Source organism: Ruegeria sp. AG7 (assembly GCF_056541545.1).
Map to the genome: position 1 here is coordinate 255,701 of NZ_JBQFYP010000002.1, position 23,065 is coordinate 278,765.

22 protein-coding genes are annotated in these 23,065 nt (G+C 56.4%); 15 read left to right on the forward strand and 7 right to left on the reverse strand.

Annotated elements, in window-relative coordinates; genetic code table 11:
- Window positions 1-10 precede the first annotated feature (10 nt).
- From ACR0BF_RS04270 to ACR0BF_RS04285, 4 genes are all read left to right on the forward strand, one after another.
- Window positions 11-1,891 carry a glycosyltransferase family 2 protein gene (locus tag ACR0BF_RS04270; RefSeq protein WP_480624343.1) on the forward strand — a complete coding sequence of 627 codons (1,881 nt, stop codon included), beginning with the start codon at window positions 11-13 and terminating at the stop codon, window positions 1,889-1,891.
- 94 nt (window positions 1,892-1,985) lie between these two features.
- Window positions 1,986-2,657, forward strand: coding sequence for a class I SAM-dependent methyltransferase (locus ACR0BF_RS04275; protein WP_480622422.1), 672 nt, complete (start codon window positions 1,986-1,988; stop codon window positions 2,655-2,657).
- Between the two features lie 22 nt (window positions 2,658-2,679).
- Complete coding sequence (locus ACR0BF_RS04280) at window positions 2,680-3,732, forward strand: glycosyltransferase family 2 protein (RefSeq protein ID WP_480624344.1); 1,053 nt, start codon at window positions 2,680-2,682, stop codon at window positions 3,730-3,732.
- A gap of 26 nt (window positions 3,733-3,758) precedes the next feature.
- Window positions 3,759-5,666: an ATP-grasp fold amidoligase family protein gene (locus ACR0BF_RS04285; RefSeq protein WP_480624345.1), complete on the forward strand. Its 1,908-nt coding sequence runs from the start codon at window positions 3,759-3,761 to the stop codon at window positions 5,664-5,666.
- A 5-nt stretch (window positions 5,667-5,671) separates the two neighbouring features.
- On the opposite strand, the gene ACR0BF_RS04290 is transcribed toward ACR0BF_RS04285, so the two are convergent.
- Window positions 5,672-5,974: a DUF6476 family protein gene (locus ACR0BF_RS04290; protein WP_480493405.1), complete on the reverse strand. Its 303-nt coding sequence runs from the start codon at window positions 5,972-5,974 to the stop codon at window positions 5,672-5,674.
- Here ACR0BF_RS04290 and ACR0BF_RS04295 point away from each other — a divergent pair.
- The 4 genes from ACR0BF_RS04295 to ACR0BF_RS04310 all read left to right on the forward strand — a co-directional run bounded on the left by ACR0BF_RS04295 (window position 5,973) and on the right by ACR0BF_RS04310 (window position 9,628).
- On the forward strand, window positions 5,973-7,010 hold the full coding sequence (locus ACR0BF_RS04295) for an RluA family pseudouridine synthase (RefSeq protein ID WP_480624346.1): 1,038 nt from the start codon (window positions 5,973-5,975) through the stop codon (window positions 7,008-7,010). The genes ACR0BF_RS04290 and ACR0BF_RS04295 overlap by 2 nt on opposite strands.
- Window positions 7,011-7,152: 142 nt before the next feature.
- Window positions 7,153-8,049, forward strand: a complete 897-nt coding sequence (gene rpoH, locus ACR0BF_RS04300; RefSeq protein ID WP_480476596.1) for an RNA polymerase sigma factor RpoH — start codon at window positions 7,153-7,155, stop codon at window positions 8,047-8,049.
- 277 nt (window positions 8,050-8,326) lie between these two features.
- On the forward strand, window positions 8,327-9,301 hold the full coding sequence (locus ACR0BF_RS04305) for a Gfo/Idh/MocA family protein (RefSeq protein ID WP_480604211.1): 975 nt from the start codon (window positions 8,327-8,329) through the stop codon (window positions 9,299-9,301).
- A gap of 57 nt (window positions 9,302-9,358) precedes the next feature.
- On the forward strand, window positions 9,359-9,628 hold the full coding sequence (locus ACR0BF_RS04310) for a DksA/TraR family C4-type zinc finger protein (protein ID WP_480493401.1): 270 nt from the start codon (window positions 9,359-9,361) through the stop codon (window positions 9,626-9,628).
- A 60-nt stretch (window positions 9,629-9,688) separates the two neighbouring features.
- Here ACR0BF_RS04310 and ACR0BF_RS04315 read toward each other — a convergent pair whose 3' ends face one another.
- From ACR0BF_RS04315 to ACR0BF_RS04330, 4 genes are all read right to left on the reverse strand, one after another.
- Window positions 9,689-9,982: a hypothetical protein gene (locus ACR0BF_RS04315; protein WP_480554718.1), complete on the reverse strand. Its 294-nt coding sequence runs from the start codon at window positions 9,980-9,982 to the stop codon at window positions 9,689-9,691.
- A 220-nt stretch (window positions 9,983-10,202) separates the two neighbouring features.
- Window positions 10,203-12,023, reverse strand: a complete 1,821-nt coding sequence (locus ACR0BF_RS04320; protein ID WP_480604215.1) for a M3 family oligoendopeptidase — start codon at window positions 12,021-12,023, stop codon at window positions 10,203-10,205.
- Window positions 12,024-12,108: 85 nt separating this feature from the next.
- Window positions 12,109-13,083: an alpha/beta fold hydrolase gene (locus ACR0BF_RS04325; RefSeq protein ID WP_480624347.1), complete on the reverse strand. Its 975-nt coding sequence runs from the start codon at window positions 13,081-13,083 to the stop codon at window positions 12,109-12,111.
- On the reverse strand, window positions 13,083-13,373 hold the full coding sequence (locus tag ACR0BF_RS04330) for an SCP2 sterol-binding domain-containing protein (RefSeq protein ID WP_480516666.1): 291 nt from the start codon (window positions 13,371-13,373) through the stop codon (window positions 13,083-13,085). The genes ACR0BF_RS04325 and ACR0BF_RS04330 overlap by 1 nt, the downstream gene beginning before the upstream one ends.
- Before the next feature lie 69 nt (window positions 13,374-13,442).
- On the opposite strand from ACR0BF_RS04330, the gene ACR0BF_RS04335 reads away from it, so the two are divergent.
- From ACR0BF_RS04335 to ACR0BF_RS04360, 6 genes are all read left to right on the forward strand, one after another.
- Complete coding sequence (locus tag ACR0BF_RS04335; RefSeq protein ID WP_480624348.1) at window positions 13,443-14,012, forward strand: tetratricopeptide repeat protein; 570 nt, start codon at window positions 13,443-13,445, stop codon at window positions 14,010-14,012.
- A gap of 20 nt (window positions 14,013-14,032) precedes the next feature.
- On the forward strand, window positions 14,033-16,858 hold the full coding sequence (locus ACR0BF_RS04340; RefSeq protein ID WP_480624349.1) for a helicase-related protein: 2,826 nt from the start codon (window positions 14,033-14,035) through the stop codon (window positions 16,856-16,858).
- Window positions 16,859-16,864: 6 nt separating this feature from the next.
- On the forward strand, window positions 16,865-17,230 hold the full coding sequence (locus tag ACR0BF_RS04345; RefSeq protein ID WP_209504209.1) for an RNA-binding S4 domain-containing protein: 366 nt from the start codon (window positions 16,865-16,867) through the stop codon (window positions 17,228-17,230).
- A gap of 66 nt (window positions 17,231-17,296) precedes the next feature.
- On the forward strand, window positions 17,297-17,635 hold the full coding sequence (fdxA, locus tag ACR0BF_RS04350; protein WP_170616129.1) for a ferredoxin FdxA: 339 nt from the start codon (window positions 17,297-17,299) through the stop codon (window positions 17,633-17,635).
- A 280-nt stretch (window positions 17,636-17,915) separates the two neighbouring features.
- Window positions 17,916-18,425, forward strand: coding sequence for a CarD family transcriptional regulator (locus tag ACR0BF_RS04355; protein ID WP_050603638.1), 510 nt, complete (start codon window positions 17,916-17,918; stop codon window positions 18,423-18,425).
- Window positions 18,426-18,542: 117 nt separating this feature from the next.
- On the forward strand, window positions 18,543-19,304 hold the full coding sequence (locus tag ACR0BF_RS04360; protein WP_480604225.1) for a potassium channel family protein: 762 nt from the start codon (window positions 18,543-18,545) through the stop codon (window positions 19,302-19,304).
- Here the strand turns inward: ACR0BF_RS04360 and cobS are convergent.
- Complete coding sequence (gene cobS / locus ACR0BF_RS04365; RefSeq protein WP_480624350.1) at window positions 19,301-20,113, reverse strand: adenosylcobinamide-GDP ribazoletransferase; 813 nt, start codon at window positions 20,111-20,113, stop codon at window positions 19,301-19,303. The genes ACR0BF_RS04360 and cobS overlap by 4 nt on opposite strands.
- Window positions 20,114-20,143: 30 nt before the next feature.
- On the opposite strand from cobS, the gene cobT reads away from it, so the two are divergent.
- Window positions 20,144-21,154, forward strand: coding sequence for a nicotinate-nucleotide--dimethylbenzimidazole phosphoribosyltransferase (cobT, locus tag ACR0BF_RS04370; RefSeq protein WP_480624351.1), 1,011 nt, complete (start codon window positions 20,144-20,146; stop codon window positions 21,152-21,154).
- A gap of 30 nt (window positions 21,155-21,184) precedes the next feature.
- Here the strand turns inward: cobT and ACR0BF_RS04375 are convergent, their stop codons facing one another.
- Window positions 21,185-23,065 (reverse strand): monovalent cation:proton antiporter-2 (CPA2) family protein, encoded by a 1,881-nt coding sequence (locus tag ACR0BF_RS04375; RefSeq protein WP_480493394.1) that lies wholly within the window; start codon window positions 23,063-23,065, stop codon window positions 21,185-21,187.

Here is a 23,065-nt window from a genome sequence, read left to right on the forward strand (position 1 = left end):
GGTAGGTGCGATGAGACTTGTCATATCAACGATGAAAGACGAGGGGCCGTTCATCCTTGAATGGATCGCGTATTACCTTTCGATCGGGTTTACGCATTTCATCGTTAACTCGAATGACTGCTCCGACGGCACTGACGCGATTTTGAAAAGATGCGAGGAACTGGGTTTTCTGGCGCATATCGATAACCCCGGTCCCTGGAAGCATGGGCCGCAGGCGTCGGCCTATGCGAACGCTATGGAACATCCCTGGTACGCTGAAGCCGAGTGGATTCTGGTTTGTGATGTCGACGAATTTCTCGATATCCGTGTTGGGGACGGTACGCTGGACGATCTGTTTCGCACCTTTCCACATGCAGATGGCTTTGCCGCGATATGGCAGATGTTCGGACACAATGGGATTGTCGAGTTTGAAGACAAGTTTGTGATCGAACAATTCACATCTGCAGCAGAGTTGGGGGTGGTGACGCCGCAGAATGTGCGTGCCTTCAAATCGCTTGTCAGAAACAACGGGTCTTATCGGGCAATCAACACACACCGTCCGCGTGGCCCAATCGCCGGTAAGGCCGAAAGCTTTGCATGGATTGATGGTGACGGAGATCCCTTGCCACCTGCAATGCGGCGAAATGGTTGGTCCCATTCCACTACTGGCGCGGCCTTTGGGCAGCAGTTTTTCAGGATGAACCACTATGCCGTCCGATCCATCGAGAGTTATCTGATGAAGCGGCTGCGGGGGGATGTAAACACAACCGCGTTTCATCCCAAGATGGAGGCAACGGGACAAGCCTATTGGCACATGCATTGCTTCAACAAAGTTGAAGAATTATCGATCCTTTCCAAATTGGACCGCCTTGGAAAATCGTATGATGAACTACGTGCGGATCGTGTTCTGGGAGACTTGCACGAAAAAGCTGTTGCTTATCACAAGCGCCGTATCTCGGAGATACGTGAAACAGAGGCCGCACAGGGATTCATAACTCGGTACAAGAATTTTGCCGGGGGGCGATATATAAAGGCGCTGGATCTGGGCGTGATGGAAGAAGGCGATCTTTCCTTTGTTGCGGAGACCTACAAAGACCCCGAAGTTTCTTTCGCGCAAGTTGCGAAATGGACGCGTTTGGGCAAGATGTCCAAATCTGAAAACTCAAGACCCAATAACTACCCCTGGTTTACCCGGCTGGATTCCCTGGGAACGGCCATGGAGTACGAAGAAGCGGCGGCGCAGCATGCATTAATCACTGATGCAAAACAGGTGGACTTGCCGTTCGATCCGAAGGACTCATCTTTCCTGCCGCCAGTGTCTCCGGAGGTTGAAAGAACGAAAGAGCAGCGACAGCGGTTCTTGAGGTCAATCAGCGGCAAGAAGAACTGGGTTTTGATCGGGCATGTCGAGACTGAAATCGTAGAAGAAATACTTGCATTGGATGCAGTTGCGCAATTGACGATCATCGGGCCATGGGGGCTGTCGTGGGATACGTTCGCCTGCAAGGATACAACGCAAGATCCTAAACTTCAGGCCCTGGATCGCACCTTCTATGCATTGCTGGAGTACTTCCGAGAACCGATCGTCGCTGGGCGTCTGAGGGTCTACCGGGCGCTGCCGCCTTTGATGCTGAAGCTGTTTGAAGATCAAAGCGTTGGTGTCGTGATCATACGCGGGGTTCGGGCCGAGCGTGTCATGTTGCAGCTGTTGAACCGGATCGACAGGGTTCTGGCTCCGGGTGGGAGCATCGCCTTTACATCCTACAGGCGGGGAAAAGGGTCTTATTCCGGCATGTCTTCGGCGATTAACCGTTTTCTCGCGAGCAAAGCGAGGGACTATCGGGTTACAAGCCTCGAGCCTCCGTGGCTTGGTATCGACAAGTTGCCACCACTTTCCAAAAACGACACATAGCTTCTGGTTCTTGAAGCAACGACATGTTAGCCATTGCCCAATAAACAAAACGGGTTTCGCGAGAAATCAATACCCGTCTGCAAGTGAGGTCGAGATGTCAAACGAACCCAGAGTGATCGGTGCTCTTCCCGGCAGCCAGAATAAACCGAACGCAGACAAGGCAACCAAACGCAAGAATACAAAAGACGCGATCCGCCGTACATTCCTGACGCGTCTTCCCAAGGGGGGGGTGGCTGTTGAGATCGGTGTCTGGCAGGGCGAGTTTTCTCCGACAATCCTGAAATTGCTTGAACCCAGTCAGTTGTTTCTGATCGACCCCTGGAAACATATTGGCGAGGAATCGCATACAACGGCGTTTGTTGGCAGGACCGAAGACGAAAAGATGGAAGCCATCTTCCAGAAGGTCGTCACGTCCTTCGAAAAAGAGATCGAGGAGGGCAAGGTTGGCATTATACGCGATTTCTCGGTGCCAGCATTAAAGCTTTTTGACGATGAGAGCATTTCATTTGCCTATGTCGATGGGGATCATTCTTACGAAGGTGTTACTGCGGACCTGGAGGCGTTGTTTCCCAAGATCAAATCGGGTGGGATCATGGCGTTTGATGATTACCACCGCCGGGGGTGGTGGGGCGACGGAGTGATCCGCGCCGTCAACGAGTTTCTGGGCAAACACCCTCGTGAATTGCGTATCCGGGCAATTGCCGGTGCGCAGATCGCCATAGAAAAAATCACTCCACAAGATGACAGCAAGAAACAGGGCGACTGAGCGTCTGGGGTGAATGGCAGCGATGAACAAGCCTGAAAAAATCCTCATCTCAGCGATGAAAAATGAGGGCCCATATATTCTGGAATGGGTGGCTCATCATAAGGTGTTGGGTTTCGACAGGATCATCGTTTACACCAACGATTGCACGGACGGTACGAACCAAATTCTGCGCCGCCTTGAGGCCCTGGGTCATGTTGAGTTTCACAGGAACCGCGTGGGCACAGGCGGGATTCACAGATCAGCACTGCGACAGGCCCGCCGTCTGCCCGTCGTGAAAGAAGCCAAATGGGTCTATGTCTGCGATGCGGATGAGTTTCTGAATATTCACGTCGGAAACCACAAAGTGGACGACCTGATCGAGGCGACGCCGGGCGTGGATGTCATTTCCATACCATGGAAGATATTCTCAAACAGCGGTCGCCATGTTCTGCGCGACGCGCCGGTGACGCAGCGTTTTTTCGATGGTGAGTTGGAGTATGAACAGGGCGGGGCGGGGCGCCGGTTCGTCAAATCGCTTTTCCGGCAGGGCGACGTCTATCTCCGCTATGGGTTGCACAACCCGCATCCCAAGTCCGAGTTTCAGGCAGGTGTATTCCGGTCTGTTCCCGGGGGGCACGCGAAAGAACCCGCACCCTTTGGGAACCATGTTGCACCGCCTTTTGGATTTGAGATTGCACAGATCAATCACTACGCGGTCCGCTCCACACAAGCCTATTTGGCCAAGCGCAGCCGTGGGCGGGCCAACCACTCCTCGCAGACGCTGGGAACGGAATACTGGGACCGCTGGAACCGGGGTGGCGCGACGGATGAGACGATCCTCAGGTACAAGGAGGACGTTGACGTGGTGATGGCAGAATTTCAGTCCGACGAACGGCTTGCACGGCTGCACCGAAAAGCATTCCTGTGGCACAAGGCGTTGATCGAGGACCTTCTCAAACAGCCAGAATACAACGCGCTTTACCAGACGCTTGTTAATAAGCCGGCTGTAGAATTTGTTGCAAAAGACCGCGGATTGCACGCGCGTCTTTCGTCAGGCAAGCAACCGTCTTCCAGCGTAAAACAGCCTGAATCCTGACAAACTCGCCCTCGGAGAAACTGCATATGGCCGCGGAAAATACTCTTCCCACAATCGGAATGCTCTGGTTGGAAGGTCCTCTCAGTTTTCTGGAACAGATGTGCCTTTTGTCCTTTGTTGCGAACGGACACAGGGTCGTGCTGTTCCACTATGGCGAGGTCGAAAACGTACCCGAAGGTATCGAACTGGTTTCGGCGAACGAAATTCACGAACCGCAGCAGTTCATCATGAACAACCAGTTCAAAACACCGGTCCCGCAGTCTGACATTTTCAGGCTGCAATTGATGCAAAAAACCGATTTCCTCTGGTGCGACACAGATGTCGTTGCTTTGAAGCCTGTCCCGAAAGCGGATCACGTGTTTGGTTTCTTCAATCGCACCACGATTTGCAACGCGATCATGCGGTTGCCATCCGATAGCCCTGCTTTGAAGGCATATACGGAATACAGCCTTGATCCATTCCCGATCCGCCCGTGGGTAGAAGGTGAGGAACGCGAAAAGCTGGAACGCCTGAAAAAGGCTGGTGAGTTGCCTCATGCCTCGGATCAGGCGCACAGTGTTTATGGACCAGAGGTCATGACATGGTTTTTACAGCATCATGGCGAGATAGGGCATGCCAGCCCACCTCCGATCTTTTACCCTTTGCCGTTTCGGCAAACGGGTCAGGCGAACGACATTCATGCACGGGAATTTCGCGATAAGTACCTCAAGGATGAAACGCTAGCCGTCCATCTATGGGGGCGGCGGATGCGTTGGTGGATTGCAAAGGGTGTAAAACGTTATTCATTCCTGGACCGCAGGCTGCGCAGCTTGGGGATCAGACCCACCGACGCACCACTGCCACGTGGCGGCAGAAGGGCGCCGAAGCCTGTTAGTTTCCCCGATGTGCTTCCTGACTTAACGACGACGAAAGAAGAGATCAGTGCAGCGACTGGCGGATTGATGTCCGTTGCTTTGTTATCCGAACGCGAAGAGTACCTCAAATTCGCGCAGCTCGAGTTGGACAAAATCCAAAATCTTGGTCTTTACAGAGCACAGGATCAGTCGCGCGACGGCTTTCTGCGTGGTTGGGACCACTTTGCCAACGACCCGGCGCGTCTGAATGCGCTGATGCTATCTATCTTTAAGTTTTCTGAAGCGCACCGCCGTTTGCCAGACTTGAGTGCGCCGAAGACGCTTACAGAAAAACTCCTGGTCATGAAGATGTTTGGCGAGATGCCTGAAGTGTCGCCGGCAGACAGATTGACGGCGGAGAACTATATCCCGGAACCAGCCAGGAACCTTGTTACACCGGTGAAGCGCTATTGGGTCTCATCTTCGCCTGAGTTGCCGGAAGACCTCGACCTCGAGCCGGGCAGCTATTGGCTCAAATGCAATAACGGGCAGGGGCAAAACCATAGGGTCACCTGGCCCATGAACACAGAAGACCGCAACCTGGCCCAGGAAAAGCTTGCCAATTGGAGCAATAAACCCATTCCCCACGGGTTCTGGGCGGCAGAATGGTGGTGTTCCACGATCGACACGCGCTATTTCCTTGAAGAGGATCTGGCGGCTGAAGGTCAGGACATCATCGATTGGAAATTCTGGGTTGTCGCCGGAAAGGTCCAGATTGTTCAGGTCGACCGGGACCGCTCTCGGGGACATGTGCAGATGATCCACGACCGGGATTTCAACTTCATCCCGAAAGAGCTGTATTTCCGGACAAGCGATGACACCGAGCCCAAGCCAAAGGTGTTTGACGATATGGTCGCAATAGCCGAAGCCGTCGGGCAACGTGTCGAGTTTGCGCGGGTGGACCTTTATGTAATTGGCGACAAGATTTATCTGGGCGAAATCACGCTCTGCCCGTTTGGCGGAAAACGCAAGATGCGTACGCCCGAACTGGATGTGCAGATGGGTGAGGCCTGGATCGGTACCCGTCTGTTCCCGAACTGATCCGGTTACTCGACGGCGATTTCCTGACGCAGCTTTCCTGTCGTCTTGTCAAAGATCAGGACGCGGTTGTCGTCGGTCACGACCGCATACCAGTTGGACCCGATGGTCAGGGCCTGTGCCCGCGCACCATCGGGTAAGTCGATCTGATCCGGCAAGGTGGGTGTGCGGTCCGATAGGCGGATGACAATCAGGGCGAATGTCACTAGAACCCCGCCAATCATCACCGCGGTCAGCAGCATGACCATCCGCCGCAGCAATCGCAGCTGCGGGGTTTCCTGCGGTTCTTGGGGTTCGGAAGGGACAGTCATGGGCACCCGCCAGATTGAGTTTCAGATCGCGGCCGATCCGCCGCCTCGCCTTGATAAGGCGCTTTCGCGGGATGTGCCAGACGGTGAAAACCTGTCGCGCACGCGGCTGGCGCGCCTGATCGAGGATGGCGCAGTTCGGATCGACGGAACCCGGATGCAGGACCCAAAGGCCAAAGTGTCCGAAGGGGCGCAGGTCGTCATAACTGTGGCCGAGGCTGAAGACAGCCACATCGGCGCAGAAGACATCCCGCTTGAAGTTGTTTTCGAAGACGCAGACGTGATCGTCGTCAACAAGCCAGCAGGCATGGTGGTGCACCCCGCGCCGGGCTCGCCCGGGGGTACGCTGGTCAACGCTTTGCTACACCATTGCGGTGAGGCTTTGTCAGGTGTTGGGGGGGTGAAACGCCCCGGTATCGTTCACCGGATCGACAAGGAAACCAGCGGTCTTCTGGTGGTCGCCAAATCAGACGCCGCACATCACGGGCTGGCCGAACAATTCGCAGCACATAGTGTCGAACGCTATTACCGCGCTGTGTGTTACGGGGTTCCGGATGCAAGTGATCCCCGTCTGCGAGGCGTCAAAGGGGTGAGCTTTGAGCCGGGAAACATCATGCGTGTGACCACCCAGCTTGCGCGGCACAAGACCGACCGTCAAAGGCAGGCGGTGTTGTTTCATGGCGGGCGTCACGCGGTGACACGCACGCGGGTAGTTGAAACATTTGGCACGCCTGCTGGTCTTGCTCTGATCGAATGCTGGCTCGAGACCGGGCGAACGCACCAGATCCGTGTTCATATGACCCATGCCGGGCATGGGCTTGTCGGGGATCCGATCTATGGTGGCAAGCGGAAACTGGCCACAAGGGCGTTTACGCCCGCCGCTGCCGAATGCGTGTACGACTTTCCCCGGCAGGCGCTTCACGCCGCCGTATTGGGGTTCGAGCACCCGGTGACGGGCGAACACCTGCGGTTTGAGGCCGAACTGCCGCAAGACATGGAGAACCTGATTGCCGCGCTTCGCGCGCCGCTGACACAATAAGCAAAGTCCTGTGAGTAAGAGTTTCTTATCTTTCCTTCATGAAAGATTAATTTCAGACTGTTAGCAGCACCTCTTGAACAGGATGGGTTCTTTACCCATATCCTATGTTAAAGACTTAAACATTTGTCGGAGGGACATCATAATGGCAAATTACGCAAATCTCCCCGCGCCGACGCCCGAGGGCGGCCTGAACCGCTATATGCAGGAGATTCGCAAGTTTCCCCTGCTTGAGCCGGAAGAAGAATATATGCTGGCCAAGCGCTGGGTCGAAGAGCAGGACACAGAAGCCGCGCATAAGATGGTGACATCGCACCTGCGGCTGGCGGCCAAGATTGCCATGGGATATCGCGGCTACGGTTTGCCGCAAGCCGAAGTGATTTCCGAAGCCAATGTGGGCCTGATGCAGGCGGTCAAACGTTTTGACCCTGAAAAAGGCTTCCGTCTGGCCACATATGCCATGTGGTGGATTCGCGCCTCGATTCAGGAATATATCCTGCGGTCGTGGTCGCTGGTTAAACTGGGCACAACCTCGGCGCAGAAAAAGCTGTTCTTTAACCTGCGCAAAGCCAAAGCGCGCATCGGCGCCCTGGAAGAGGGCGACTTGCGTCCGGAAAATGTCGCGCAAATCGCCAATGATCTGGGTGTGACCGAAGAGGAAGTGATCAGCATGAACCGCCGCATGTCCGGCGGGGACGCGTCTCTGAACGCCACGGTCGGGTCCGAAGGCGAAGGCACGATGCAATGGCAGGATTGGCTTGAGGATGAAGATGCCGACCAGGCCGGAGATTATGAGGCGCGCGATGAGCTGGAAGCGCGTCGCGAGTTGCTGGCTGCGGCGCTTGACGTGTTGAACGACCGTGAAAAGGATATCCTGACTCAGCGCAGGTTGCTGGATCAGCCGGTGACGCTGGAGGACCTCAGCGCCCAATATAATGTCAGCCGCGAGCGGATCCGACAGATTGAAGTTCGCGCGTTCGAGAAACTGCAAAGGAAAATGCGGGATCTTGCGCGTGAAAAAGGGATGCTGGGTGTCAGCTGACCACGATACCAGCCTGCTGCAATAGCTGCGGGCTGGTTTTTTGCATTTGTGCGAAGAAACCTCCTCTACGCGCACATGCCCGGCGCATCCTGACGACTCATTACCAGTTGATCGTCTGAGGCCGCTATCCTGACTGTGAAGCCAAAAGAATGGCCGCAGGGTCAAAGCTATGGTAGGGCAAAGGCGCGTTTCATTTCGATGACGGTGTGACAGGTCGATCCTGCGGACCTCGCAGGGGAACGAACCCTTTGGGGTTCGAACATCTATGGAGAGCGTTATGCAAAAACCGGTTCAGTTTGGCGTGTTGGGAGCCGCGAAATTCGCACGTGAATACATGGCACCGGCGATACATGCCTCCAACGGGGCGCGATTGGCTGCGCTGGCGACGTCGGATGCGGTAAAGGCTGAACCTTTTTTGTCTTTCTGTCCCGACCTGAACATGTTCGACAGCTATGATGCGCTGTTGGCAGACCCCGGTATCGACGCGGTCTACATTCCACTGCCGAACCACCTTCATGTGGAATGGAGCCTGAAAGCGCTGGATGCCGGCAAACATGTGCTCTGCGAAAAGCCGATGACAATGAAGGCGGATGAGTTTGACGCATTGATCCAAAAGCGCGACGAAAGCGGCCTGCTTGCTGCCGAGGCGTATATGATCGTGCACCACCCCCAATGGCAATTGGCACGCAAACTGATTGCGGATGGCGCAATCGGAAATCTGGTGCATGTAACCGGGGCGTTCAGCTTCGACAATCGGGCAGATACCCAGAATATTCGAAACCGTGCTGAAACGGGCGGCGGCGGATTGCGTGACATCGGTGTTTACGTGATCGGCGGCGCCCGGTTTGCTACGGGGCAGGAACCTGTGGCGATACAGTCAGCCATCCGTTGGCAGGATGAAATCGACATCTTCACCGAAATTCGCGCGCAGTTCCCCAGTTTTACCTACTCAAGCTACGTGTCCATTCGGATGCATCCCCATCAGGAAATGGTGTTTCACGGGGACAATGGCCTGATCCGCCTGACAACACCGTTTAATGCGCGTGTGTTTGGTGAAGCCCGGGTCGAGTTGCATCGCCCGGGGCTTGAGGTACTGGTTACCCGGTTCCCCGGAGCGGACCATTACAAGCTTCAGGTCGAGGCCTTCTGCCGCTCGGTCAGGGAAGGGGTAGAGTATCCCTGTCCGCTGGAGTTTTCTCGGGGGACGCAAGAGGTGATTGATCGTGTGTTCGCGGGTGCAGTTTCGCTGTAACTTGCCCTTTGCGCGGGCTCGGCTATCCTTTTGCGTACGTTTAGCAGGAGAAGACCCATGGCCGGAGGCTGGGCGCGCGACGGCGCAGTAAACGAACAGATCGAAGCGTCGATTTCGGATGAGCTGGCGCGGATGCAGGCGCAAAAGCGGCCTGTAGGTGAAAGCCTGACTCATTGCGCCGAATGCGAAGAGCCGATCCCTGAAAAACGCCGCGTTGCTTTGCCGGGCGTGAAGCTGTGCCTTGAGTGCCAGCAGGAACGCGATGGCGCGTTCAAAGCGCGCGGCGGCGTCAATCGGCGTGGGTCAAAAGACAGCCAGTTGAAGTGAGTTCGGGTTTGGCTTCTAAGAGCCCAGAGTTACCGATGCCGCGCTGCGTATGAATGGCAGCTATTGAGGAATGAACTCCAACCAACCTGCAGAACCTGCCACTGACAAAAATCCCAAAAACAGCGCCAACGCGATGACCCAATGAATGAATGTCTTCCCGCGCTTCCCTTTCTTTGGGAACCAGTTGAACTTTCGCAGCCAACCCAGAATTAAATCCATTAACATGAGTACGAACATGAGGTGGCGAAAAAACAAGTAGATGAACAACACCCCAAGTATAATTCCTGCAAAGGTGTTGGCCGGAACAATCTCCCAACTGTTTCCATTGGTTGAAGTGGTTATCGTGCTTTCCATCTGCTCTTCGCCCTATTTATCATGCCACTTGCTAAGCAAAACAACATGACGTCAAGCTGGGACGTGCATCGGTTCCCTGCGAAGCGGGCCTTCATCTGATTTCAGTGAAGAGCGGCTGTCTCCGCTTAGCGGGCATTCAGGAGCTCCTTGGGCGCGACATTGCCGGGCATGGCAGGTTTTTTCCGCAAGGCAGATGTCGCCGCCCTCTGTCGAGGGCGTCTCAGCCCTCCATCGCCTCCAACTCGTCGATAAAGCCTGAGATCATCGACAGGCCCTTGTCCCAGAACTTGGGGTCGCTGGCGTCCAGACCGAACGGGGCCAGCAGTTCCTTGTGGTGCATCGAACCACCAGCGCGCAGCATGTCGAAATACTTGTCCTCAAACCCATCCGCGCCGCTTTCGTAAACAGAATAAAGCGCATTCACGAGGCCGTCGCCGAAGGCATAGGCATAGACGTAAAAGGGCGAGTGAACGAAGTGCGGGATGTATGCCCAGAAGGTCTCGTACCCGTCCATGAATTCAAATGCGGGGCCAAGGCTTTCGGCCTGTACACTCATCCAAAGGGCGTTGATGTCATCCGGGGTCAGCTCGCCCTCACGTCGGGCAGCGTGCAGCTTGCATTCAAAGTCGTAGAAGGCGATTTGTCGGACCACCGTGTTGATCATATCTTCGACTTTGCCAGCCAGCAGAACCTTTCGCTGTTCCGGGGTTTCGGCCTGTTCCAGCATCTTGCGGAAGGTCAGCATCTCACCAAAGACCGAGGCGGTTTCCGCCAGCGTCAGCGGGGTGGATGACAGCATCTCGCCCTGGCCTGCGGCCAGCACCTGATGGACGCCGTGACCCAGTTCATGAGCAAGCGTCATCACATCGCGCGGCTTGCCCAGATAGTTGAGCATCACATAGGGGTGGACATCCGTAACTGTCGGATGGGCGAAGGCCCCCGGCGCTTTGCCCGGTTTCACCGCCGCGTCGATCCATCCTTTTGAGAAGAAAGGCGCCGCGATTTCGCCCATGCGGGGATCAAAGGCATCATACGCGTTCATCACCGTCTTTTTGGCCTCTTCCCAATTCACGATACGCGTGTCTTCCATGGGCAGGGGCGCGTTGCGGTCCCAGACCTGCATGACGTCCAGTCCAAGCCACTTGCGCTTCAGCTCATAATAGCGATGGCTGAGTTTGGGATAGGCGGCCACGACCGCCTCACGCAGGGCCTCGACCACTTCTGGCTCGACATCGTTCGACAGGTGACGCCCGGTCTGAGCGGTCGGCATCTTGCGCCAGCGATCAACGATTTCTTTCTCTTTGGCCTGCGTGTTGTGAACGCGGGCGAAGGTTTTGATGTTGTCCTGAAAAACCGATGCCAGTTCACGCGCCGCGGCCTCACGTTTCGCGCGGTCCTGTTCCGTCAGCAGATTCAGGGTGCCTTCGATGTTCAGTTCTTCACCGTCGACATGAAATGCCAGTCCGGCAATCGTTTCGTCGAACAGACGTTCCCACGCGTCGCCGATAACCCCCAGATCATGAAGGAATTTTTCCAGCTCGTCAGACAGTTGGTAGGGCTTCATTGCACGGATGCGACGGAACACAGGTTCGTAGCGGGCGAGATCCGTGTTGGCCGCAAAATGAGCTTTCAGAACATCGTCTTCGATCCGGTTGATCTCGAGCGTGAAGAACACAAGCGGAGTGGTGAAGATCGTGATCTTTTCCTGCATATCCGACAGGAATTTGGCGCGCTCTGCGTCTGTGGTCAGTTGGTAGTAGCGCAGACCTGCAAAGGACATGACACGCCCGGCGATGGCGTTGATCTTTTCGTTGCGATGCACACAGGTCAGCAGGTCTGCGGCCTCCAGATCGGCCAGCTTGCCTTCGTAATCGGCAGCAAATGCGGCACATTCGCCTTCCAGCCAATCCAGATCGCGCGCTAATTCGGGTGCGTTTTCCGAGGTGTAGAGATCGCTCAGATCCCATTCCGGAAGATTGCCCAGATTGCCGGAGCCACCGATTGCGTTCGCGTCACGGACAGGGTAAGGAAGGTCGCGCATGGATCACCTTTAGTAGACTGCTTTTGCAAACATCTAGGGCTGGCGCGCCCGGATCACAAGCGGCCAATCCCAAAGGTGAAAGGGTTTACGAGGAAACCAGCTCGGGTGCGCCATTGGCCTGATTGGCCAGAAAATGCGCCGCAATCTTGTCCAGCACCGGCCCCCGAACCTCGGGTGCTTCCATTAGTACCTCGTGTTCACCATCCGGAATTTCGATCAGCGTTCCGTTGGGCCAATTGGCCATGCGCGCACGAATTGCCTTGCGGTCAACGATTTGCTCATGGCTGCCCAGAAATGTCAGGCAGGGTGTCTGAGGGGCGGTCTGCTCCATTAACCAAGCACATTCATCCAGCGACTCGCGCAGCCACAGATTTGAAGGGGCACCAAGCGCGAGTTCTGGGTGTGCATTCAACTGATCCTGCATCATCCGGTACATGTCCGGGTCGCGGGTCAGCATGTTTCCCTCGAAAGGTTGCGACAGGACATAGCTTTTGAGTGTTGTGGTGGGGGGCGTTCGTTCGCCCAGGCCAAGCGCTGTGCCCCAATAGGCCGTAACGCGGCTTAGGGGTTTCATGACCGGAGTGAAGAAAATTCCCCACATTGGGCCCGTGAAAGCGCAAGCGGCAAAACATCCTTTCTCGATGACGGCACGCAACCCGATTGCACCGCCCATCGAATGCCCGACCACGTACCATGGTTTTGGCAGATCCAGCGCGCTTGCAAGTTTCAGAGTGACCTGAACGTCCTGCTGGTAATCGGTGAACTGATCGACATGTCCGACCCGAGCATCGTCCAGCAATCGATCTGCAAGACCCTGACCGCGCCAGTCGACGGCCAGCATGGCGAACCCACGCTCTACGAATTCGCTGGCAGTAGTGCCGTATTTCTCAATGTATTCCGTGCGTCCAGGAAACATCATGACAGTGCCTTGTACCTTTCCGTCCGGAAGCCAGTGAGCAACGCGAATGCGTTTTTGATCCGACGCTATCAACCAGTGGGCCTTTCCACCGGCGGGGCCGCCGGCCACGTCTTCAAACAAAGGGGCCGGCGAGAACTCCATCAGGCCAGTACCGATGCAAGTTTCATGGCAACACCCATGTCGCCATCAATGCTCAGCTTGCCGGACATGAACGCACCTGTCGGGTTCAATTCACCGCTGAGGATTTGTTCGAACGTGTCGGCATCAGCGCTTAGGGTGACATCAGCGTCATCGTCGCTGACCCGCGCGCCGTTGGAATCCAGGACAATGGCACCCAGATCGGCGATATCAAACTTGGCCGAGGCATCAAACGCGCCGCCTTCCAGTTTTTCATTCAGCGCGGCAGCTGCCTTTTCAAGTATCTCGCTCATGTTTTTCCTCATATTGTTAGTGCGCCGTGAATGGACATCCCCGGTCGCAACGCTACACTGATTATTGTTATGAGCATTGCAATCCACAATCTCAAAGGTATCGTCGCGGCACTTTTTGTCCTAGTCACGATTTCCTCCACTTGCCTCGCGCAACAGGCGGATTCGCGGAACGAGGGCGAATTGCTGCAAAAACTTGCCCAATCGACACCCGATCAGGCCATCGCTTTGGATCGGCAGTTGCAAGCCCTGTGGGCGCAGTCCGGTTCAGCATCGGCTGATCTGCTGCTAGAGCGTGGCCGTGAAGCGCTGGATGACGGCGACATAGGTGCGGCATTGGAACACCTGACCGCCCTGACGGATCATGCGCCCGAATTCGCTGAAGGCTGGCATCTGCGCGCTTCGGCCTTTTTCGGAATCGAACGGTTTGGCATGGCCGCTGCCGATCTGGAACATGCCCTGACCCTGAACCCCAACAATTACGAGGCAATCTATGGTCTGGGCCTGATCTTTGAGATTATCGGACAACCTGACAAAGCCTACGACGCCTATTCACGGGCATTGGCTATACATCCCCACCACGAAGAAGTAACCAATGCGGTGAATCGACTGAAGCTGCAGATCAACGGCGCAGCGCTGTAAGGTCCGGGCAGGGGGCAAAGGTGAGCGGGTCATCCCGAATAGTGGCCGTTCTGGGCCCTACGAATACAGGTAAAACCCATTACGCAATCGAACGGATGCTGGGATACCGCACAGGTATCATCGGTCTGCCGCTGCGTCTGCTTGCGCGCGAGGTCTACGATAAGATCGTCGCCATCCGCGGGCCGTCGATTGTTGCGCTTGTCACCGGTGAAGAGCGGATCGTGCCCCCCCGGACCCAGTATTGGGTCTGCACTGTCGAGGCGATGCCCGAAGGTGTGGGTGCGGATTTCGTGGCGATTGATGAAATCCAGCTGTGTGCCGACCCCGAGCGCGGCCATGTCTTTACAGATCGCCTGCTTCGGTCGCGCGGAACAAACGAGACACTTTTTCTTGGCTCTGACACCATGCGTGGCCCGATTGCCGCGCTGGTGCCCGAGGCGCAGTTTGTCCGGCGCGAACGGATGTCGCAGCTGGTCTATTCCGGTTCGAAGAAACTCAGCCGGATGCCGCCCCGCAGCGCTATTGTCGGATTTTCGGTCGAAAATGTGTATGCCATCGCGGAGCTTCTGCGCCGCCTGAAAGGTGGCGCGGCGGTTGTCATGGGTGCCCTCAGCCCGCGGACGCGGAATGCTCAGGTGGAGCTTTATCAAAATGGTGAGGTTGATTACCTGGTCGCCACAGATGCTATCGGCATGGGCCTGAACCTGGATGTTAACCACGTTGCCTTTTCATCCCTGACCAAATTCGACGGGCGGCGGATGCGTCCGCTGGCCCCGAATGAGCTTGCCCAGATCGCCGGCCGGGCCGGGCGCGGGATGTCGGACGGCACCTTTGGCGTGACCGGAGAGGCACCGCCGCTGGACGAAGGTGTCGCGCAGGCGGTCATGGACAGCCGGTTCACGCCGATGAAAAAGTTGAACTGGCGGAATGCCGCTCTCCGGTTTGGTTCGATTGAAGCACTGATCAACTCGCTTGAAGTCAGTCCAAATGACGAACACCTGATCAAAGCCCGCCCTGCTGATGACCTGAATGTGTTGAAATCGCTGTCACAACAGGCCGAGATTGTCGCCCGCGCAAGTGACGGTCCATCCATTCGATTGCTGTGGGATGTGTGCAGAATCCCTGATTTTCGCGGCATCAGCCATGCAGAGCACGCAAGCCTGTTGGAAGTGATCTATGGCCACCTGCACGAACGCGGCAGTATTCCCGATGATTTCATGGCCCGGCAGATACGGCGGATTGACCAAACCCATGGGGATATCGATGCGTTATCCAAAAGGTTGGCATATATTCGCACCTGGACATATGTTGCGCAACGAAACGGTTGGGTGCGTGACGAATCACATTGGCGTGACGAAACGCGCACTGTAGAAGACAGACTGTCTGACGCACTTCATGAGCGTCTGACTCAAAGATTTGTGGACCGGCGTACATCGGTTTTGTTGCGGCGGCTCAAACAGAAGGAGGCCCTTTTGGCCGAAGTAAATGACAAGGGTGAAGTGACCGTCGAAGGCGAATTCGTCGGTCGTCTGGAAGGGTTCCGGTTTAGTCCGGACAAAAGTGCGCAAGGAACCGAGGCGAAAGCGCTCAAATCGGCATCCCTGCAAGCACTCGCGCCGCAATTCCATCTGCGTGCCGATCGCTTCTACAATGCGCCCGATACCGAAATTGATTTCACCGATCAGGGCGGCCTGATGTGGGGCGAATATGCCGTTGGCAAACTGGTTGCCGGGGCCGAACCTCTCAAGCCCGTGGTCGAGGTTTTTGTGGACGAGGCCGCAGGTCCGGATGTCGAACAGAAGGTGCGGCGCCGGTTGCAGCATTTCATCGACCGCAAGATCGCTGCACTGTTCGAGCCGCTGCTGAATCTGTCGCGCGACGAGGAGCTCAACGGGCTGGCGAAAGGGTTTGCCTTCCGCATGGTCGAGGCGCTGGGCATACTGCCGCGCGCCGGCGTCGCGCAAGAGGTCAAGGATCTGGATCAGGACGCGCGTGGCGCCTTGCGCAAGCATGGCATCCGCTTTGGCCAGTTCACCATCTTCATGCCGCTCTTGCTGAAGCCCGCACCGACGCGTCTGCGTCTGGTGCTGTGGGCGCTGTATGGCGGTTTGCAGGAATTCCCCGAAGCACCGCCTCCGGGGTTGGTGACTGTGCCGGTCGCCAAGGATGCACCGCAGGGTTACGACACCATGTGCGGCTACCGCGATGCGGGCGACCGATCGATCCGTATCGACATGCTGGAACGTCTGGCCGATATGCTTCGTGCGGAAGACAGCCGTGGCGGGTTCGAAGCCAAGCCGGATATGCTGTCGATCACTGGTATGACGCTTGAACAGTTTGCTGACCTGATGCAAGGGCTGGGTTACAAAGCCGAACGCGGCGAGCGTGGCAAGGTCAAACCGGAACCGGTTGAGCAGCCTGTGACAGAGGCGGCTGAACAAGCCGTTATCGACGAGACGCCAGCACCTGACGCGGCATCAGAAGAGGTCGCCGCGCCCGCAGAGGAGGCAGCTGAGGCCACCGAAAGCACCGAGACGGCAGCCGAGGCTGTCGCAGAAGGTCAGGTCGCGGAACCTGCGTCGGATGAACCCGAGGTCGAAGTGTTTTACACCTTCACCTGGGGTCGTCAGCGTCAGCCGAACCGTGGTCCGCGCCGCGAGTCGGGGCAGGGCAAGGGGAAACCACGGGGCAAACCGCAGGAGGGCCGTGGCAAACCGCACGGCAAGAAGGGCGGAAAGCCGCAAGGGGCCAAGACCTTCTCGTCACGGCCACCGAAAAAAGAAAAGGCCATTGATCCCGACAACCCGTTCGCCGCAGCGCTTATGGGTCTGAAGGACGGTAATTGACGCAAGATGGCCGAGGCCAAACTGCGGATCGATAAATGGTTGTGGCAGGCGCGGTTCTTCAAGACCCGCAGCCTTGCCGCCAAACAGGTCAGTGGCGGCCATGTCCGGCTGAATGGAAACCGGGTGCTGAAACCGGCGCAGGCCGTGGCCCCCGGTGACGTTCTGACCTTCTCGCAGGGTCGCATCGTCCGCGTCATACGTGTGGAAAAACTGGGGGAACGCCGAGGTCCGGCACCCGAGGCGCAAACTCTGTACTTTGATATGACCGAAAAGCAGGAAGCGCCTCTTGTAAATCCAGGTTTCGAGGGAAAAGGTCGGCCAACCAAGAAAGATCGACGCGCTATTGATCTTTCTCGCCCGGAAGATCACTGATCCTGTCTTGAAGAGCGGGCCAGACTGAATTAGCTAGTCGCTCAAACCGCAAACAGGAATCCGACCATGACCTATGTAGTCACCGAAAACTGTATCGCCTGCAAATACACCGACTGTGTCGAAGTGTGTCCGGTGGACTGTTTCTACGAAGGTGAAAACACGCTGGTCATTCATCCTGACGAATGCATTGACTGCGGAGTGTGCGAGCCCGAGTGCCCCGCCGATGCAATCCGCCCCGATACCGAGCCGGGTATGGAGGAGTGGGTCGAGTTCAATCGCAAGTATTCCGAACAATGGCCGGTGATCGTCACCAAAAAAGACCCGCTGCCCGACGCAGAGGAGCGTGACGGTGAAGAGGGTAAGATGGAGAAGTATTTCTCGGAAGCGCCCGGAGAAGGCGGCTGAGTGATTCGTTCCACACGGCCTGTTTTGACATAAAGATCACGGCACAACCTGTTGAACGCAGGTTGAATATGAAAAATTCCCGTAAGGTAAACTTTCGGGCGTCGTAATTTTGTGATATACTACACTCCACATGATGACCGAGATTGGGATGCGCTCCGTAAGTATGCTCACTTTGGAGTATTGAATTTATGACAATATCGCCGCCTGACGGGGCTGAGACAGTCCCCGCATGTGGTGTTTTTGTTGTCCGTGTCCCGTCCGCAAGCAAGGAAAAAACTGAATGACAAAGTCGAAAAAGCTCGAGTTCCGCCCGAACGACTATGTTGTCTACCCCGCCCATGGCGTGGGTCAGATTATTTCGATCGAGGAACAGGATGTCGCGGGATTCACGCTCGAGCTGTTCGTCATCTCATTTGAGAAAGACAAGATGACGTTGCGCGTGCCGACCAACAAGGCGACCGAATCCGGTCTGCGGTCGCTCAGCTCGCCCGATGTGATCAGCCAGGCGATGAAAACGCTGAAGGGCAAAGCCAAGGTTAAACGCGCCATGTGGTCCCGTCGCGCGCAGGAATATGAACAGAAGATCAACTCGGGCGATCTGATCTCGATCGCCGAAGTTGTCCGTGACCTGCACCGCACCGATGATCAACGCGAGCAGAGCTATTCCGAGCGTCAGCTGTACGAAGCCGCTTTGGAACGTCTGACCCGTGAGGTCGCGGCTGTTTCAGGCGCTGGCGAGGTGTCTGCCGCCAAGCAGGTGGACGAAGTTCTGACCTCACGCGCTGCCTGATCGAAGGTACTTTGACAAAACGGGCCGCTCCGAATTTGGGGCGGCCTTTTTCGTGGCTTGGTGATTTGTTCAAGTGGCGCTAATTTCACTGTGTACGCAGCGGATTACCGGACAGACATGAAGCAGACTGTGAAATACCTGTATATCGGGCACGACCCTGTTTCGGTTTGGTTTAGGTATGCGCTGATCCTATTCGACGTGGCGACAATCATTTTCTTTGTCGCGACGGCCCACATCCCGCATGGGTCAGGTTTGACCGTTGCAAGTCAACTGGTCGGCGTGCTGATTTTTCTGGATTTCTCTGCGCGGCTCTGGATTTCAAAAGACCGCTGGAAGCTGTTGCGCCAGATTTACACCGTGGCGGATATCGTAGTCGTCCTCTCGCTGGTGCTTGATCCGTTTTTGACAGGCAACCTGGCTTTCCTGCGGATATTACGCGCCCTGCGTCTGATCCATTCATATCACCTGCTCTGGGATTTGCGGCGCGACAGCCGTTTTTTCCGCACGCACGAGGACGCTGTTATCGCAGCGATCAACCTGCTGGTCTTTGTCTTTGCCACCTCGACGGCCGTTTTGGTGTTTTTTATACCAGAAGACGCGCAAACGCCCTACGTAGATGCGCTGTATTTTACCATGGCGACGCTCACGACGACCGGGTTTGGCGACATCACTTTGGTCACACCGGGTGGCAAGCTGTTTTCTGTCTTCATTATGGTCGTTGGCGTGGCACTGTTCGTCCGGCTGGCGCAAGCAATTTTCGCGCCACAGAAGGTCCGTCACAAATGCCCCAGCTGCGGGCTGTACCGGCACGACCCAGACGCCGTGCATTGCAAACATTGCGGCGATACGTTGCGAATTGAAACAGGGGGGTCGCGTTAGGTCTGGGCGCTGAGTGTAAGCAGAAACGTGATTTCCGCCAATTGCTGCGCCGCTCCCAGAATATCTCCGGTTTGACCGCCGATCTTGGTTTTCGCGACGAGCCCCAAAACGGCAACGACCAAAGTCGCGAAGACTATCGCGTTAAGCGCCAGACTTCCGCACAAGCTGAAAGCGACCAGAATCGCGATGCCCACAGCGATACAGGCTGATCCTGCGCCGGGGGAACCAACCGAATGGCTCAGGCCCGACGTTCTGGCGTTTGGAAGAAGTACCATCAGTGCTGGCATCAATGCGCGGGAAAATACACAAGCCGCAACCACCATCCAGATCGGACCAGTGACAAGTATGGTAGAAATCGCGGATACTCGTAAAAGCTGCGACATCACCAAAGCGAGCACGCCGTAAGTTCCAATCTGGCTGTCCTTCATGATCTCCAGCCGCCGTTCAGCGGTGAAACCGCCCCAAAGCCCGTCGAACGTATCAGCCAGACCATCTTCGTGCATTGCCCCGGTCATCAGGATCAGCGCTGAAACCAGTAATGAAGCCGCCACAAACGGGGGCAGTTGAAGCCCCATCGCCAGCCAACCGGTCAGGCATGCCAACCCGCCAACGACCAGCCCAACCAGTGGAAACGCCCATACCGATTGTGCCTGCCGGGCAAAAACGGCTTTGGGCAAACGGGGCAGGGGCAGGCGGGTCAACAGCACCAGGGCCAGCGGAACATCCCACAGGGAAAACGGTTTGGTGTCGTTTTTATGCACGCCCGTGCCTTTCGGGGTCTTGTTGGTTTCGATCCTTCGGTTAAACACGCAGGACCACTCTGATGCAATGAGGCTTTCATGCTGCCTGAACTGAATGATTTGAACACGTTCCGTGCTGTCCTGGCGGGAGCTCCGGGCCCAGATGCCGCAGCGGTGCAGGGCGCGGCCGAGCGAAATGGACAATTGACCAAACCCCCCGGCGCGCTTGGTCGGCTTGAGGATCTTGCAGTCTGGTATGCAGGATGGCGGGGGGACGCCCGTCCACAGATCAGTGCGCCTCAGGTTATCGTGTTTGCCGGAAATCACGGTGTTACCGGGCAGGGTGTTTCGGCCTTTCCACCGGAAGTGACCGTGCAGATGGTGATGAATTTCGAACATGGCGGGGCGGCGATAAATCAGTTGGCCAGGGCCGCAGGCGCGAAGATGGATGTACACGCGCTGGATCTGGACAAGCCGACCGCGGATTTCACCCAAGCCCCAGCCATGACAGAGGATGAATTGCTAGCCGCGTTGCGCACTGGCTGGCAGGCCGTTGATCCGCAATCTGATCTTTTGGTGGTCGGCGAAATGGGTATTGGCAACACCACCCCGGCTGCGGCTATTGCCTGTGCTCTGTTTGGTGGCGACGCGTCCGATTGGACAGGTCGCGGAACTGGTGTGGATGACGCAGGTTTGGTCAACAAAACCCGTGTCGTGGCCGAGGGTGTCGCCAAACACGCGTCAGATGATGGTCTGGACATCCTGCGCTGTCTGGGTGGACGCGAGATAGTCGCAATGGCGGGTGCAATTGCTGCTGCGCGGGTGTTGCGCATCCCGGTGATCCTGGACGGGTTCATTTGTTCGGCCGCCGCCGCCTGTTTGTGGAAGCTGTCCGATGGCGCGCTGGATCATGCTGTGGCAGGTCACCAAAGCGCCGAAGCGGCCCATGGCGCCGTGCTGGCGAAATTGGGTAAAGAGCCGTTGCTGAGCCTTGGCCTGCGGTTGGGCGAAGGGTCCGGCGGGGCATTGGCGATCAACATTCTGAAAAGTGCCGTTGCCTGTCATTCCGGCATGGCAACCTTTGCCGAAGCTGGGGTATCTGACAGCTAAACCCGTACCTGGCCCGGGCAAAGGCTTGGGTCAGGCCGATTTTTTCGCGTGCTCTTCGGCCAGTTCCAGCAGCGCGGTTTCCAGATCCTTTTCCAGCGCCTGCGAACGCTCAATGTATTTTTTGTTTTCGGCGGTTGGCAGTCCGGGAACCCAAAGCTCGGCCAGATCACGCAATGACTTCCGGTCGTGGTGGTAAAACGTCTGCTCGGCCTGGGCTGCTTCGTACTCACTCAGCCCGATATTCTCCAGAACATAGCGACCTGCACGCAGCGAGCTGTCGAACATTTCCCGCACGATGTCATTGGCACCCGCCTGATACAACTCGTACACATGGGTCCGGTCGCGGGCGCGGGCGATGATGTGCAGGTCAGGGCGCTGCCGTCTGGCATAGCTGACCAGTCGCGTGACTTGCTTGTGATCATCCATAACGGCGACAAGAACGGATGCTTTGTCCAATCCCGCCGCGCGCAACAGTTCCGGCCGAGTGGGATCACCCAGAAAGCCTTTGACACCAAATCGGCGCATCAGCTGAATGGTTTCAATATTGTGGTCCAAAACGACTGTCTTGAAACCGCTGGCCCGTACCAGCCGGTTGACGATCTGACCAAAGCGACCAATGCCGGCGATGATGACCGGGCCCTTTTCGTCGATCACGTCCGGTTCGGGGGTGGTCGCTGAATCGCCAATCTTCTTTGACAAGGCGTCGTAGACAATGAAAAGAAGAGGTGTGATCAACATCGTCAGAGCAACGATCATCAGCAGCTTTTGCGACAGGTTGGGCGGAATAACATTCTGTTTCGTCGAAAATGCCAGCAGGACAAATCCGAACTCACCAGCCTGCGCTAACCCAAGGGTGAACAACCAGTGATCACGCCCCCGCAGTTTGAAAGCCTTGCCCACTAGATAAAGGATGATCCCCTTGGCAAGTATCACAAGCAGCGCCAGTCCAATCAGGTCCAGCGGGTCGTTGAAGAAATAACCAAAGTCTATTCCGGCCCCGACCGTGATGAAAAACAGCCCCAGAAACAACCCTTTGAACGGTTCAAGGTCACTTTCCATTTCATGTCTAAATTCAGAACTGGCCAAAACAACACCTGCCAGGAACGCGCCCAAGGCAGGTGACAGGCCGACCAGTGTCATCAGAAACGAAATACCCACGACGATCATCAGTGCTAGTGCGGTGTACATCTCGCGCAGACGGGTTGCGTGGATGAAGCGAAACAACGGTCTTGTCAGGTAGACACCGGCCAGAATGACAAACACCACCGCGCCGATTGTGACCAGGGTAACGGCCCAGCCCGGCAACCCCTCTACCAGTGACAGGCTGTGATCGCCCGCGCCATGTGAACCTCCGGCCCCTCTGTCTATCGATCCATCGGCTTGGAAGCGCGGCATGGCGGGCAGGGCCAGCAGTGGCAACAAAGCCAGAATTGGGATCACCGCAATGTCCTGCGTCAACAGAACCGAAAATGTCGCACGGCCGCCATTTGTCTGCATCAGGCCTTTTTCTGACAAGGTTTGAAGAACGATCGCGGTCGATGAAAGCGAAAGGGTCAACCCTACCGCCAGGGCAACCGACCAGGGATGGTTGGCGTACATGGCCACGGCAGCAATCGCGATTGTTGACAGCAACACCTGCAATCCGCCCAGACCCAATAGCTTGTCGCGCATGTCCCATAGGGCGCGTGGCTCCAGTTCCAGACCAATGAGAAACAGCATCATTACCACGCCAAATTCGGCCACATGCTGAAGATTTTCGGTTTCCGCTCCGACAAGTCCCAGTACGGGTCCGATAATGATCCCGGCGGCAAGATAGCCCAGCACAGATCCCAACCCCAGTCTGGCAGACAGGGGAACGGCAATGACAGCCGCTGCCAGATAGATCGAAGCCTGGTATAGAAAGTCGTCCAT